This is a genomic window from Pseudomonas sp. UBA3149 (genome assembly GCF_002364655.1).
In the GTDB taxonomy this organism is placed as follows: domain Bacteria; phylum Pseudomonadota; class Gammaproteobacteria; order Pseudomonadales; family Pseudomonadaceae; genus Chryseomonas; species Chryseomonas luteola.
The window spans coordinates 13,352-28,242 of sequence record NZ_DEYV01000020.1; the positions used below are offsets into that span (position 1 = coordinate 13,352).

General features: G+C 56.6%; 12 protein-coding genes. 6 read left to right on the forward strand and 6 right to left on the reverse strand.

Annotated elements, in window-relative coordinates; all coding sequences use genetic code 11:
* Positions 1 to 67 precede the first annotated feature (67 nt).
* From deoA to B3729_RS12650, 6 genes are all read right to left on the reverse strand, one after another.
* Positions 68 to 1,375: a thymidine phosphorylase gene (gene deoA / locus B3729_RS12625; protein WP_286788071.1), complete on the reverse strand. Its 1,308-nt coding sequence runs from the start codon at positions 1,373 to 1,375 to the stop codon at positions 68 to 70.
* A gap of 69 nt (positions 1,376 to 1,444) precedes the next feature.
* Positions 1,445 to 2,710, reverse strand: a complete 1,266-nt coding sequence (locus B3729_RS12630; protein WP_010796838.1) for a NupC/NupG family nucleoside CNT transporter — start codon at positions 2,708 to 2,710, stop codon at positions 1,445 to 1,447.
* A gap of 66 nt (positions 2,711 to 2,776) precedes the next feature.
* Positions 2,777 to 3,190, reverse strand: coding sequence for a cytidine deaminase (locus B3729_RS12635; protein ID WP_074829428.1), 414 nt, complete (start codon positions 3,188 to 3,190; stop codon positions 2,777 to 2,779).
* Positions 3,191 to 3,248: 58 nt separating this feature from the next.
* Complete coding sequence (locus B3729_RS12640; RefSeq protein ID WP_286788072.1) at positions 3,249 to 4,187, reverse strand: nucleoside-specific channel-forming protein Tsx; 939 nt, start codon at positions 4,185 to 4,187, stop codon at positions 3,249 to 3,251.
* 366 nt (positions 4,188 to 4,553) lie between these two features.
* On the reverse strand, positions 4,554 to 5,261 hold the full coding sequence (gene sfsA, locus B3729_RS12645) for a DNA/RNA nuclease SfsA (protein WP_125888599.1): 708 nt from the start codon (positions 5,259 to 5,261) through the stop codon (positions 4,554 to 4,556).
* 21 nt (positions 5,262 to 5,282) lie between these two features.
* On the reverse strand, positions 5,283 to 6,455 hold the full coding sequence (locus B3729_RS12650; protein ID WP_286788073.1) for a pyridoxal phosphate-dependent aminotransferase: 1,173 nt from the start codon (positions 6,453 to 6,455) through the stop codon (positions 5,283 to 5,285).
* Positions 6,456 to 6,693: 238 nt separating this feature from the next.
* Between B3729_RS12650 and dksA the strand changes: the two genes are divergently transcribed.
* From dksA to B3729_RS12680, 6 genes are all read left to right on the forward strand, one after another.
* A complete protein-coding gene (dksA, locus tag B3729_RS12655) occupies positions 6,694 to 7,137 on the forward strand; it encodes an RNA polymerase-binding protein DksA (RefSeq protein ID WP_010796833.1) in 444 nt (147 codons plus the stop codon).
* 57 nt (positions 7,138 to 7,194) lie between these two features.
* Positions 7,195 to 8,082 (forward strand): tRNA glutamyl-Q(34) synthetase GluQRS, encoded by an 888-nt coding sequence (gluQRS, locus tag B3729_RS12660; protein ID WP_219652533.1) that lies wholly within the window; start codon positions 7,195 to 7,197, stop codon positions 8,080 to 8,082.
* A 103-nt stretch (positions 8,083 to 8,185) separates the two neighbouring features.
* Positions 8,186 to 8,362, forward strand: a complete 177-nt coding sequence (locus B3729_RS12665) for a hypothetical protein (protein ID WP_010796831.1) — start codon at positions 8,186 to 8,188, stop codon at positions 8,360 to 8,362.
* Entirely contained in the window at positions 8,346 to 11,303 is a 2,958-nt protein-coding gene (locus tag B3729_RS12670) for a sensor histidine kinase (protein ID WP_286788074.1), read from the forward strand. Before B3729_RS12665 ends, B3729_RS12670 begins: the two co-directional genes overlap by 17 nt.
* Positions 11,304 to 11,365: 62 nt before the next feature.
* A complete protein-coding gene (locus B3729_RS12675) occupies positions 11,366 to 12,796 on the forward strand; it encodes a sigma-54-dependent transcriptional regulator (RefSeq protein ID WP_286788075.1) in 1,431 nt (476 codons plus the stop codon).
* A 688-nt stretch (positions 12,797 to 13,484) separates the two neighbouring features.
* The gene (locus B3729_RS12680; protein ID WP_286788076.1) at positions 13,485 to 14,888 is read left to right on the forward strand and encodes a polynucleotide adenylyltransferase PcnB; all 1,404 of its coding nucleotides are present in this window, start codon (positions 13,485 to 13,487) and stop codon (positions 14,886 to 14,888) included.
* Positions 14,889 to 14,891: the final 3 nt, after the last annotated feature.

Consider the following 14,891-nt stretch of genomic DNA (forward strand, 5'->3'; position numbering starts at 1 on the left):
CTCTGCCGGGTCTTTTTTTGCCTGGAGAAAAGCGACTGCTCTAAGTGCGTAACTGGTTATCCAGCCTTCAGATGTACTCGTGAATCAGTCTGCCGGGCACAGGGCTCTCCATTCCCAAGCGGTAGGCACGCTTGATCGAGACAGCTGCTTCTTGGGCTTTGTCCTCATTGGCAGCATGAACCCAGCAGAGAGGTTTCTGCTCGTCTACGGCCTCGCCTACAAAAGCCAGCTCACTTAAACCGACCGACAGATCGATCTGATCGGCTGGGTGCTGGCGACCGCCACCCAGGACCACAACAGCCAGGCCTACCGAACGTGTATCGATGGACACCACACGTCCCGGTCGTTCGCTGAAAACAGGCATGACGACAGGCGCTTGCTGTAGATACCGCTCCGGTGCTTTGGTCAGGTTAACCGGGCCGCCCAGCGCGGCCACCATACGAGCGAAACACTCTAGGGCGGAACCGTCTCTCCAGACCCCGAGCAATTGTTCATGGGCCTGGACTGTTGTATTGGCCTGCCCTGCTAAAACCAGGGCCTGTGCAGCCAAGGCCATTGTTACCTCCCAAAGTCGCTGACTACGGATCTCGCCTTTGAGAAGCGCGATAGCCTCAGCCACTTCCAGCGAGTTTCCCGCACTGCGTGCCAGCGGCTGGTTCATATCGGTAACCAATGCCCGCGTTTTGACACCTGCCCCGTTGGCTACCGCGACAATGCTCTGCGCCAGCGCTTGCGCCTGGCTAGTCTCTGCCATGAAGGCACCGTTACCCATCTTGACGTCCATGACCAGAACATCCAGTCCTGCCGCCAGCTTCTTGGCCAGGATCGACCCGGTAATAAGATCAATGGACTCAACCGTACCGGTCACATCGCGAATGGCATAAAGCCGTTTATCCGCCGGTGCCAAGTCAGCGGTCTGCCCAATGATGGCGCAGCCCACTTCAGCTACGACTCGCCTCAACTGTTCAGGCGATGGCTGGCAGTTATAACCGGGAATACTGTCCAGCTTGTCCAGCGTACCGCCGGTATGGCCCAAGCCGCGACCTGAGATCATCGGCACGTAACAGCCACAAGCTGCCAGCAATGGCGCAAGAACGAGGCTTACCACATCACCCACACCGCCGGTGGAGTGCTTGTCGACTACAGGACCGGGCAGGCTCCAGGAGAGCGTTTGTCCCGAATCGCGCATGGCAGTCGTAAGGGAAATGCGCTCGTCGACCGTCATGCCCTTGAGAAAAACAGCCATGGCGAACGCCGCGATCTGGCCTTCGCTGAGGGTTCCGTCCGTTATTCCTGCAACGAAACGCTTGATATCCGAGCGCTCCAGTACCAAGCCGTCACGCTTGCGACGAATCACTTCCTGAGCCAACCACATCCTGGCAGTCCTCCGGGCTAATCCACCATCACGAGGTAGGCGCAGCATATAACTACCGCGCCGCCTGGTTCATATCGAGATGAAAAATCCCACAATCGCTGCGCTCATGAAGTTGGAAAGCGTCCCGCCAATCATGGCGCGCAGTCCAAGCCGTGCCAGTTCAGAGCGGCGTTGCGGAGCAATGGAACTCAAGCCACCCAATTGAATGGCAATGGATGCCAAATTGGCGAAGCCGCACAAAGCAAAAGTCACAATGATTTGTGTATGGGTAGACAAGACCTGCACGCCTGCAGCAGCCGCCTTGGCAGGATCCATATAGTTGGCAAGATCCACATAGGCCACGAACTCATTCAGAACGATTTTCTGGCCGATGAAACCGCCTGCCTGAACCGCTTCATTCCACGGCACGCCGAGGAGAAATGCGACAGGCGCCAGCAGATAACCCAAAATCAGCTGCATCGTGATCTGCGGATAACCCAGCCAACTGCCAGCCCAGCCGAGCAATCCGTTAAGCATGGCAATGAGCGCAATGAACGACAGCAACATTGCGCCTACGGCCACGGCAAGCTTCAAACCCGCCTGAGCGCCTTCTGCGGCAGCATCAATAACGTTGGCTGGCCGATTCTCGCCCTGTCCCAGATTACCCACGATGGTTTCGTCCCGGGTCGCCTCGGTTTCAGGCTCCATCAGCTTGGCCATAAGCAAGCCTCCCGGTGCGGCCATGAAGCTGGCAGCGATCAGATATTTGAGATCAACACCCAGCCCGGCATAGCCCAGCAATACCGACCCGGCAACGGCTGCAAACCCGCCAACCATCACTGCAAATAACTCTGACCGGGTCATATCGGCGATAAATGGCCGAACGACAAGCGGTACCTCAGACTGACCAATAAAGATGGCCGACGTTACTGCCATCGACTCAATCCGGCTGGTCCCCAGCATCAGCCTCAAGCCCCCTCCGATCAGCCGAATGATCCAGCCCATGATGCCTAGGTAGTAGAGTACGGAAATAAAGCTTCCAAAGAAGACAATGACCGGCAGTACTTTGATGGCAAATACAAAGCCGCCATTGCCGAACACCTCGAACATGCGTGCACTGCTCAAACCGCCAAAGAGAAACTCGATGCCCTTGTCCGCATAGAGCTGTAGCGACGAGACGCCACTGGAGATCGATGCCAATACGGTCTGGCCCCAGGGGATGTAGAGTGCAAAGGCCCCCAGCGCGACCTGAATGCCAAAGGCACAGAGAACCGTACGCGGCCGGATAGCGCGGCGATGGCTGGATAGCACGACGGCAATAGCGACGAGCACAGCCATCCCGACAAGACTGATCATAGTGTTGTCTCCGAACACAATAGGACCTCAAGCGCCGACTCGAACGCCGGCAAGCCTTCGGTGACGTTAGAAAGAATCAAAGGCGCCCGGAAGCAATTCCTTGAGTGTCCAGACCTTGGTGGCCGACGCGTCGCTACCCTGGCAGATGATCACTGCATCAGGCGCCATAAGTTCGAGCAGGACCTGACGACAGGCACCGCACGGGCTGATCAGAGGAACCTTGGGAGCATAAACGGCAATTGCCTTGAAGCTGCGTGGAGCAAATCCCTGACTGATGGCCGAAAACAATGCGCTACGCTCGGCACAGTTGGTGAGGCCGTAGGAAATATTTTCGACGTTTACGCCATGAATTACGCGCCCGTCCTCGGTCAACAGTGCAGCGCCCACTGGAAACTGAGAATACGGTGAGTAAGTTTGGTCAGCAGCCAGCTTGGCTTCTTCCAACAATTGTTCATGCTCAGTGGCGGCATGCTCGCTCATAAAGGGTCCTCGCAGATAAAAGGCCGGCACTTTAAACGTTCCAGCCTCGTTTTATGAATCAGAATTGATAACCTACGCCGAAGTAATAGCCCCAACCGTTCGAGCGAGCCCTGAAGGGGCCATCACCAAAATTCAGTTCGGTGCCATCCTTCCATTGTCCGCCATTATGGAAATAGCGCCCTACTGCCATCAGGCGCAGGTGCGTAAAGGAATACATAAGGACGTTAGTAGCGACGGTCGCGTTGGCGGTACGAGCAGGGCCTGCCTTGTCGTGCAGATCTGAGCCGAAGTCAACGTTGGTAAAGCCGACATATGTTAGGGACGCTCCGTTGTCGAACGTCCCCAAGGGTAGAATGTACTTTAGCTGCGCCCGGTAGCCATCCCAGGAGTTTTCATTGGCAGCGCCATAATTTTCCCACTGACGACGCACATACAGGTTAGCGGAGAGGTTGAGACGCGTCCCCGTCTCGATATCCGTTCCCAGGCCGCTATAAAGCGTGTTGCCCCGGTTCTCGCGGTTATGACCGTGATCATAAATCCAGTCAAACGCAACATAGAACTCCTTGAAAGGGCCGAACCCCAACTTGCGACCCAGCAGTTCATCGATGGATACCCGCGGCTCATGCTCCATGAACACGGGAGAGCCTTTATCCCATACACCGCTGTCGTGACTGTTACCAATCCCTAATACCTTGGGAATATCGACATAGCCATAGAGCTCGAAAGGCCCTTTACGCCCGAAATATTCATATTCGAGATAGATATCATCGACGGGCCGTGGACCGAAGCTGATGTCCTTGCTACCGATCAGTGTCACGTTCTGGTTATACCAGGAGGACAGATAGGTTCCTTTCTCCGGCGGAGCGACTTCGTAGCTGAGGTCCTCGCCCTGGGCACTCTCCTCTCCTTGCGCAGGTGGCGTCGCTCCAAACACGGGCATGCCAATGCCTGCAGTCAGCGAGACACCTAACAAGACCTTTTGAGTCCGCTTGGTCATAGGTAAACAGGTGAAGAAACGAGAAATAACCGCGTACTCCAATGTTTCACTCCTTCAAAGGGTTACATCACCCGCCAGATTAGGCACAGCAGAAGGCCATAGGCTTTACCCTGTACGGAGTAACCGCATTACAAAAAGGTTACGTATTGATACGTTTGTAAAGTGGGAGGGAGCGTAAGCACGGGATGTGCCAAACCTGACTCGCTGAGCAGGATTCAGGCAAGAGCCGCTGCCGGCCCGCATTTTCCCATGCACACCGGAATCAGTCGGCCTCACATTACTGAATCCATTGGTCGCTGCACCGTCATGACTCATTCGTGCCCTGTGAAGGGCACAGCGGCGTGGTCGTGCTCATCTCACCGAGAGTTACATCACGACCTTAAGCCGACGAGTCACCTGTATGGCTTGTGGCGTAACATCAGCGCCGTAAGCCAGAATCTCGACTCCGGCCTCCAGCGCCTCGCGCAATGCACGTCCGTAGGCAGGATCGATATCATCGGCAGGACGAACCGCCTCGATACCTGTGAGATTGACGCAATACAACAGCACAGCACGCGCGCCCTCACGCGCCAGCGCCGACAATTCACGTAGATGCTTGGCTCCCCGAACCGTAACGGCGTCCGGGAAAGCTGCCACACAGTCCATGTTGTAGCCGAGCGTTACGCTCTTCACCTCGACAAAAACCTCTCCTGAGGGATACGTCAAACGAAAATCCGCCCGGCTATTTTCAGCGCCATAAGCCACCTCACGACGCAACGCGCTAAAGCCGGCAAGTTCTGGAATTGCCCCAGCCAATAGCGCTTCCTCCACCAACCGGTTCGCTCTGCTGGTATTGATGCAGGCGAGCCGCCCGTGAGGCGTCTCTACAAGCTCCCATGTCCCAGGAAGCTTGCGCTTGGGATCATTGGAACGGCTGAACCAGACACGAGCACCCTCTGCCTGACAATTGAGCATTGATCCCGTATTCGGGCAATGAATCGTCAGAGTCTCGCCCGTCACCGTCTCGATATCAGCCAAAAAACGTTTATAACGCCGGATCAAAAGCCCCTCTTCCAGAGGTGGATCAAACTGCATGGACTACTTCCGCTTCGATGATCAGGGACGCCAGGTTTTGAGGCCGCGAGCAATGCGTGTGACGGCCTCCTCCAACCGCGGCAGGCTTTGGGTATAGGCAAAGCGGACATGCTGACCGGCACGGTAGCGTCCGAAGTCGAGCCCCGGAGTAAAGGCTACATGCTCGGTCTCGATGAAGTGCTGGCAAAAAGCATACGCATCACCGCCAAAGGCAGACATATCGGCGTAGAGGTAAAACGCGCCTTCCGGCTCGACCTCAACTTTAAAGCCCAGCGCCCGCAAGGCTGGCAGCAGGAAGTCGCGACGCTGCTGAAACGCTGTACGCCGGGCCTCGAAAATTTCGATCGCGTCTGGCTTGAAACAGGCCAAGGCCGCATGCTGAGCAATCGTGGGTGCGCTGATATAAAGATTTTGTGCCAGCTTCTCGAGCTCTGGAATAGCCTCCGACGGTGCGACAAGCCAGCCCAGGCGCCAGCCGGTCATTCCAAAGTATTTGGAAAAACTGTTCAGAACGAAGGCCTCGTCATCGACTTCCAACACGCTTGCCGCGTCCGACCCATAGGTCAGACCATGGTAGATCTCATCCACCACCAGATGACCGCCTCGCGTGGATAGATTCCTGGAGAGCGCCTCCAACTCATCCCTGTGCAGGACTGTTCCCGTGGGATTGGCAGGCGATGCCACCAGAGCACCTACGCTGTCCTGCGTCCAATGGGCGTCGACAAGCTCAGGCGTCAATTGGTAGCGCGTCTGCGGACCGGCCGGGACCAACTGGGCCGCCCCTTCGATCAGGCGCAGGAAATGGCGATTACAGGGATAACCGGGATCAGCCATCAGCCAGTGCTTGCCCGGGTCGACCAGAAGCGCACTGGTTAGCAGAAGTGCGCCTGAGCCTCCGGGCGTAATCATAATGCGTTCGGGATCAATATTGACGGCATAGCGCTTGGCATAGAATTCGGCAATGGCTTCGCGCAGCTCAGGCAGACCTCGCGCAGCGGTGTAACGGGTATTACCATTCGCCAGCGCCGCCTGCCCAGCCTGGACGATAGGTTCTGCTGTCGTGAAATCCGGCTCGCCGATCTCCAGATGAATGACATCATGCCCAGCGGCCTGTAACTGATTGGCACGAGCCAGCAGGGCCATGACATGGAAGGGCTCAATGGCACGGCTACGCGCACTAAATGATTTGGTCATGGTCTATCCGAACTTGTTAGAGAGAGGGGATTCTAACCAAGGCTATAAAGACGGCACCAATACATATAATTCGAGCAAGACCCACAAGATATGCCTTGGGGCTTGATAACAAGGACTTCAGGTAGTAGCGCCGCACCAAGGCTTCTGGTAAGTTCGCCCGCTTGCATCCGCGGGGGCCTCTTGCCCAGTAGACGTATCCAGCCTGCGGACAGGATTAGCGAAAGTGAGAGGGTCATCCATGGCGACCGACGAAAAACAGCAAAACACCCCTTTGACCCGTGGCTTCGAACCTTATCAGGAGGAGTCTGGCGAGGAGTACATGAGTGAGCGCATGCGCGCCCATTTCACTAACATCCTGAATAAATGGAAGCAGGAACTGCGGGAAGAAGTAGACCGCACTGTAAGTCACATGAAGGAAGATGCCGGCAGCCATGCCGACCCGGCCGACCGTGCGACCCAGGAAGAAGAGTTCAGCTTCGAGCTACGTACCCGTGATCGTGAGCGCAAGCTGATCAAGAAGATCGACGAGACGCTTCAGCTGATCGAAGACAACGAATACGGCTGGTGCGACTCTTGCGGTATCGAAATCGGTATCCGCCGCCTTGAAGCCCGTCCGACAGCCAGTCTGTGCATCGACTGCAAGACACTGGCGGAAATCAAGGAAAAGCAGATCGGTTCCTGACCGATCAAGGGGCGCTCAGGCGCCCCGCTTGCTTTTTAACGATTGTCATTCCCCACCATGACGACCTCATCCTATATAGGCCGGTTTGCCCCGACACCTAGCGGTTACCTGCATTTCGGGTCACTGGTTGCAGCCGTTGCGTCTTATCTGGACGCCCGTGCCGCAGGAGGACGCTGGCTTGTACGCATGGAGGATCTCGATCCGCCTCGTGAGGTTCCAGGTGCCCAAACAGCCATTCTCGACACGCTGGAACGCTATGGCTTCGAATGGGATGGCGCTGTAGAGCGGCAAAGTGATCGTCATGATGCCTATGAGGCTACCGTAGCGCGCCTGCTGCATAGCGGCCTGGCCTATGCCTGTACCTGCTCGCGCAAACAGCTGGAAGGCTATGGGGGACTGTATCCAGGCCACTGCCGTAACGCCCAGCATGCCCATGACATGGCCGCGATACGCATCCGGGTTCCTGAGCTCGAATATGCCTTTACCGACAGGGTACAAGGCGAATTCCGCCAGCATCTAGGACGGGACGTAGGCGACTTTATTATCCGTCGGCGTGATGGCTTGTTTGCGTATCAGCTCGCCGTGGTACTGGACGATGCCTGGCAGGGCATTACCGATATCGTCCGAGGTGCAGACCTTCTCGACTCCACGCCGCGTCAGCTCTATCTGCAGGAACTGCTGGGCTTTCCCCAGCCTCGCTACCTGCACGTCCCGCTGATCATTCAGCCTGACGGACACAAGCTGGGCAAATCGTACCGCTCCCCGCCTCTTCCGCACGATCAAGCCGGACCGCTACTGCTCAGAGCCCTGCGTGCGCTAGGCCAGCAGCCATCCTCCGAGCTCCATGGCGCCAGTGCCCGAGAGATTCTGACCTGGGGTATACAATCCTGGCAGCCTGCCCGGATACCACGTACCCATACGCTTGCCGAAGCTGAACTCCGGTAACAACGCAGATCGTCTCAAAACGGATAAGGCAGACCTGCGTTAACGGATGCAGGCCCCCCGTCCATCGGCTACCATCCAGCCAAGGCCTATTTGAGAATGCAGTATGTATATCTATCGGTTGGTCCTGCTCCTGGTTGTGGGCATCTACCTGTTTTCCCCTGCCATCATGGATTGGTGGATCGACCCGACTGGTGCCTGGTATCGCCCTTACCTACTCTGGCTGATTCTGATCGTGGTTACTTTTATTCTTCAGAGCCAACGCGATGCCGATGAGCTTTAGTATTTCCCAACTGCTTGCCATTAGCGCAGGTTATCTGCTGATTTTCTTTGGCGTAGCCTGGATGACCGAGCGAGGCTGGGTCCCCCGCCGCCTGGTCAGACATCCGATCATCTATACCCTGTCCTTGGGCGTCTACACCAGCGCCTGGGCCTTTTACGGAACGGTTGGCCTGGCTTATGACTATGGGTACGGCTTTCTTTCCTATTATCTGGGTCTATGTGGCGCATTTCTGCTGGCGCCTGTGCTGCTCTACCCCATTCTGCGGCTGACCCGTGTCTATCAGCTGTCTTCACTGGCAGACCTTTTCGCCTTTCGCTTTCGAAGTACCTGGGCAGGCGCACTCACGGCCCTGCTGATGGTGGTTGCCGTTCTGCCACTATTGGCCCTTCAGATCCAGGCGGTCGCTACCAGTACGGGCATTCTGATCAGCGCACCGGCACAGGACGGCCCGGCACTGGCCTTCTGCTTTCTGATTACGCTGTTCGCCATGCTGTTTGGCGCGCGACAGATTACCGCTCGCGAACGCCATGAAGGACTCGTGGTAGCGATTGCTTTCGAATCGCTGGTCAAGCTCATCGCGCTAGGTGCTGTTGGCCTGGTAACGCTCTATACCGTGTTCGACGGTCCCTCTGGGCTTGAAACCTGGCTGACCCAGAATCAGACAGCACTTTCCACACTGCATACACCCTTGCAGGAAGGCCCCTGGCGGATCCTGCTCCTTGTCTTTTTTGCGGCGGCCATCGTGATGCCACACATGTATCACATGGCGTTCACGGAAAACCTGAGCCCCCGTGCCCTTGTCAGCGCCAGCTGGGGCCTTCCGTTGTTCCTGTTATTGATGAGCCTGGCTATTCCACCGATTCTCTGGGGCGGTCTTGCTCTTGGTGCTCCCACGAGCCCGGAATATTTCACATTGGGCGTGGGCATGGCGCTGGATAAACCGCTGCTGGCGCTGGTAGCGTTTGTAGGAGGCCTGTCCGCCGCCAGCGGCGTGATCATCGTGATGACCATGGCCTTGTCTGGCATGGTGCTCAACCACCTGGTGCTGCCCCTGTATCAGCCACCTACCGACGGCAATATCTATCGCTGGTTACGCTGGACGCGCCGCGGATTGATTGCAGCCATCATCATGGCCGCCTATGGGTTTTACCGTCTGATCGGTAATCATAGCGACCTGTCGAGCCTTGGCATTGTTGCCTTTGTGGCCACGGTGCAGTTTCTACCAGGCGCATTATCTGTTCTCTACTGGCAGACCGCCAATCACCGCGGCTTCATCGCAGGCCTTCTGACCGGCATGGGCCTATGGACGCTGAACATGCTGCTGCCGGCGCTTGGCTTCATGAAAGGCTTCGAAGTCGGTCCTTTCTCCTACTACATCGATGCCACCAACTGGCACTTGGCAGCCCTGGCGTCACTGGCCGCTAACGTTCTGGTGTTTGCACTGGTCTCTCTGTTCACCGAAGCCAGCGATGAGGAAAAAAGCGCGGCGGAAGCCTGTGCGGTAGACAATGTCAGACGGCCCCAGCGACGGGAGCTGATTGCCGCCTCGCCCCAGGAGTTCGCTACTCAGCTGGCCAAGCCCCTGGGTGCCAAGACCGCCCAGAAGGAAGTAGAGCGCGCCCTCAGCGATCTGCTGCTTCCCTTCGACGAGCGCCGCCCGTACGCGCTACGTCGGCTCAGAGACCGTATCGAGGCCAACCTGTCAGGCCTGATGGGGCCACGGGTCGCCCAGGATATCGTCGAAACGTTCCTGCCTTACAAGGAAGGCAGCGAGGCCTATGTCACCGAAGACATCCATTTTATTGAAAGCCGTCTGGAAGATTATCAGTCCCGTCTTACAGGTCTTGCAGCCGAACTGGACGCATTGCGTCGTTACCACCGGCAAACCCTGCAGGAACTGCCCATGGGTGTTTGCGCGCTAGCCCAGGACTGCGAGATCCTGATGTGGAACCGGGCCATGGAGCGGCTGACAAACATCGACTCAGTGCAAGTTGTAGGCTCGCGCCTTTCGGCACTACCTGAGCCCTGGAAAGCCCTGTTCGAACGCTTTCTCCGCTCTCCCGACCAGCATCTATACAAACAGCGCCTGGCACTCGACAGCAACCAGCGCTGGCTCAATTTGCACAAGGCGGCCATCGACGAGCCTCTTGCCCCCGGTAACAGCGGCAACGTTCTGGTCGTGGAAGACATCAGTGAGACCCAACTGCTTGAGGATCGACTGATTCACTCCGAGCGCCTCGCCTCTATTGGCCGCCTCGCAGCAGGAGTCGCCCACGAGATTGGTAATCCGGTTACCGGTATTGCCTGCCTGGCACAGATCCTTCAGGAAGAACGCGAAGCGGATGCAGAAATTCAGGAGATTAGCGGACAGATCGTCGAGCAGACACGCCGCATCACCCGCATCGTTCAATCACTGATGAGCTTTGCCCATGCCGGTGGTCGGCAACATGACCCAGAGCCGGTCAGACTGTTAGATACTGCACAAGAAGCCATCTCGCTGTTGTCGCTTAACCGCCGCAGCGTCGATGTCGAGTTCCAGAACCTGTGCGATCCGGAGCACTGGGTCAAAGGCGACCCACAACGGCTTGCTCAGGTATTGATCAATCTATTGTCCAATGCTCGCGATGCCTCGCCACCCACCGGCACGATCAAGGTGCGTAGCGAAGCCCGTGGGCAGACGGTAACGCTTATCGTCGAGGACGAAGGCTCCGGCATCCCAAAAGCCATAATCAGCCGTCTTTTCGAGCCCTTCTTTACAACCAAAGACCCTGGTAAAGGGACGGGACTTGGCCTTGCTCTGGTCTATTCCATCGTGGAAGAGCATTATGGAGACATAATGATCGACAGCCCGATCGACCTTGTGCAAGGCCGCGGTACGCGTATACGTGTGAATTTGCCGCGTCATTTTGAACAACCTGATCGAGCCGTAACCGGAACGTAGAGCGGAAACGAGATGCGCCACTGCCTGGCGCCTCCGCTCTGCCACCGTCGAGAGAGCCCAATATGGCACATATTTTGATCGTCGAAGACGAAACCATCATTCGCTCGGCCCTGCGTCGATTGCTCGAGCGCAATCAGTTTCAGGTCAGCGAGGCTGGCTCTGTGCAGGAAGCGCAGGATCGTTACGACATTCCATCGTTCGACCTGATTATCAGTGACCTGCGCCTGCCCGGTGCCCCTGGGACTGAGCTGATCGACCTGGCTGTAGGCAAGCCGGTGCTGATCATGACCAGCTATGCCAGCCTGCGCTCTGCCGTAGACTCCATGAAGCAAGGCGCTGTCGACTACATCGCCAAGCCATTCGACCATGACGAAATGCTGCAGGCGGTTGCGCGCATTCTCATCGAGCGCGAACAGGCCCCGCAGCAGACACCGCCGGAGCGTCCAGCCACTCGCGCCGAAGCGCTGCCAGTCCACGACAGCGACATTGGTATCATCGGCAGTTGTGCTCCCATGCAGGATCTGTATGGGAAGATTCGCAAGGTTGCCCCTACTGATTCCACCGTGCTCATTCAGGGGGAGTCCGGTACGGGCAAGGAGCTGGTGGCTCGTGCACTTCATAACCTGTCACGCCGGGTAAAAGCGCCTCTGATTTCTGTGAACTGCGCTGCCATTCCCGAAACGTTGATCGAGTCCGAACTGTTCGGCCATGAGAAAGGTGCCTTTACAGGTGCTAGCGCAAGCCGCACTGGCCTGGTCGAGGCAGCTGATGGCGGTACGCTCTTTTTGGACGAAATCGGCGAGCTGCCGCTGGAAGCTCAGGCACGCCTGCTGCGTGTCTTGCAGGAAGGCGAGATTCGCCGCGTCGGCTCGGTGCAGTCGCAAAAGGTCAATGTCCGCCTGATTGCAGCCACTCACCGTGATTTGAAGACGTTGGCCAAGACCGGGCCATTCCGGGAAGACCTCTATTATCGTCTGAATGTTATTTCCCTGCGCCTTCCGCCGTTGCGTGAGCGAAGCAATGACGTGCTGGAAATCGCCCGCGTATTTCTGGCCCGCCAATCCAACCGCATGGGTCGCGAGGCCATGCATTTCAGCCAGGAAGCTGAACTCGCCATTCGCCATTACAGCTGGCCGGGTAACGTTCGGGAGCTGGAGAATGCAATCGAACGAGCCGTCATTCTCAGCGAGAAGAACGAAATCGAACCGGACCTGCTCGGCATCGATATTGAACTGGAAGATTTGGACCTTTCCGAACACTTCCTTGATCCACTCGAGACGCCTCTGGGCTCCTCCAATGTCAGCCATGAGCCTACGGAAGACCTCTCCCTGGAGGACTATTTCCAGCACTTTGTGCTTGAACACCAGGACCACATGACCGAGACCGAATTAGCCCGCAAGCTTGGCATAAGTCGCAAGTGCTTGTGGGAGCGACGTCAACGGCTTGGTATTCCGCGCCGAAAAACGGGCGCTACCAGCACCGACCTGTCCTGATAGACAGAAAACGCATCGTTACCGATGCGTTTTTTTTGCGGGTAACACAGGGCCATCATTTCAGAATGTGTTACCGCCGTAACATCAGGCGAGGTTAACGGTAACGAATTTCTCATGTTGCCCGTCTAAAAAAACACTACATATTTTCATAAGCCATTGTTTTAAAACGATTTTTAAAAGTTGGCACAGCATCTGCTTTATATCTGGCACAACAAAAATAAAAAATCAGTAAAACCCCTAATAAAAATAAGACGTAACGACTCCAGCACAATAAGAACAAGCAGGCGGAGGCGTAGCTAACTGATCATTTTGGAGAAGAGTCGATTGCGGAGCATTTGCCCCGTACCAGGCCGAGAACAATAAAACTGCCCTGAGGCAGCACCTGCACTGGATAGATCAATTGTGATCATGACGGCATCAGCGTCCAAAGTAATCCGTTTGCTCTTGGCCCCGAATTTGGGAGCCCTCCTGGCGGCAGGTATCCGACCAGGACGGACCAGACAAGAAAAACAACAGGTTCGATATAACAATAAAAACAAAGCACGTACCAATTTGGGGGGGAGCTTCGGCTCCCCCAGTGCCTTAAGCTTCACGCCAGCCATCATTCAAGATCCCCTCCTATAATGCTAGAATCCGCCATAACCGCGGGTTTCCGCTCGCTCCGCCGACCTCAAGAACAGTGCTATCAATGCTGAAAAAGCTGATCCAGTCCCTGCGTTCGCCATTACGTCGCGCACCCAGTAAGCCTGAACTACCTATCGTGATTCCTCGTAGCCAGCACGCGCTGGAGCGTGAACAGATTAGTCGCCATGCCCTGAGCGTTGTGGATCGGCTGGAGAAGGCTGGCTACCAGGCCTATCTGGTCGGTGGTTGCGTAAGAGATCTGATGCTGGGCGTTGAGCCGAAGGATTTCGACGTCGCGACCAACGCAACGCCTGAGCAGGTACGCGCTGAATTTCGCAATGCACGCGTCATTGGACGTCGCTTCAAGCTGGTCCACGTGCATTTTGGCCGAGAGATCATTGAAGTGGCGACCTTCCGTGCCAATCACCCCGAAGAAGAAGAGGATGAAGACTCCGTTCACTCCGCCCGCCACGAAAGTGGGCGCATCCTTCGTGACAACATCTATGGCAATCAGGAGCAGGATGCACAGCGGCGTGACTTCACGATCAATGCCCTGTACTACGAAGCTACCCAGGAACGTATCTTCGACTATGCCAATGGCGCCTCGGATATTCGTAATCGCCTGATTCGCCTGATTGGAGATCCCGAGCAGCGCTACCAGGAAGATCCAGTACGCATGCTGCGAGCCGTACGCTTCGCGGCTAAGCTGGGCTTCGAGATCGAAGAGCAGACAGCGGCACCTATTCGCCGCCTGGCACACCTGTTAAGGGATATCCCAGCCTCCCGTCTGTTCGATGAAGTGCTCAAGTTGTTCCTGAGCGGTAACGCAGAGCGCACCTATGAGCTGCTGGTCACCTATGATCTCTTTGCCCCTCTGTTCCCGGCAACAGCTGAAGCGCTCGAAAAGAACTCTGAATACACAGGCCGTCTCATCAAGCAGGCGTTGGCCAATACGGACGCACGTATTCGTGAAGGCAAGCCGGTAACACCCGCCTTCCTATTTGCAGCGCTGCTCTGGCCTGCCCTTCCCGCCCGCGTGGATTACCATCAGGAAAAGGGGCTGCCGCCGATTCCAGCCATGCAGGAAGCGGCTCACGACATTACGCTCGAACAGTGTCGCCGGATCGCCATTCCCAAGCGCTTTACCATTCCCATGCGCGAGATCTGGGACATGCAGGAACGCTTGCCTCGCCGTCAAGGCAAACGCGCCGATATGCTCTTGGAAAACCCCCGCTTCCGGGCAGGCTATGACTTCCTCCTGTTGCGTGAGAGCGCCGGCGAGCGTACCGGTAACCTGGGTCAATGGTGGACGCGTTATCAGGAAGTCAGCGACAGTCAACGTCGAGAGATGATTCGTGAACTGAGTCAGGAGGACGGCAAGGGCGCGGTCCGCAAGCGTCGCCGTGGCGGTGGGTCACGCAAGCGTCGCACACCTGGCACCGACAAACCTACCCCGCCAGCGGAGTAATCG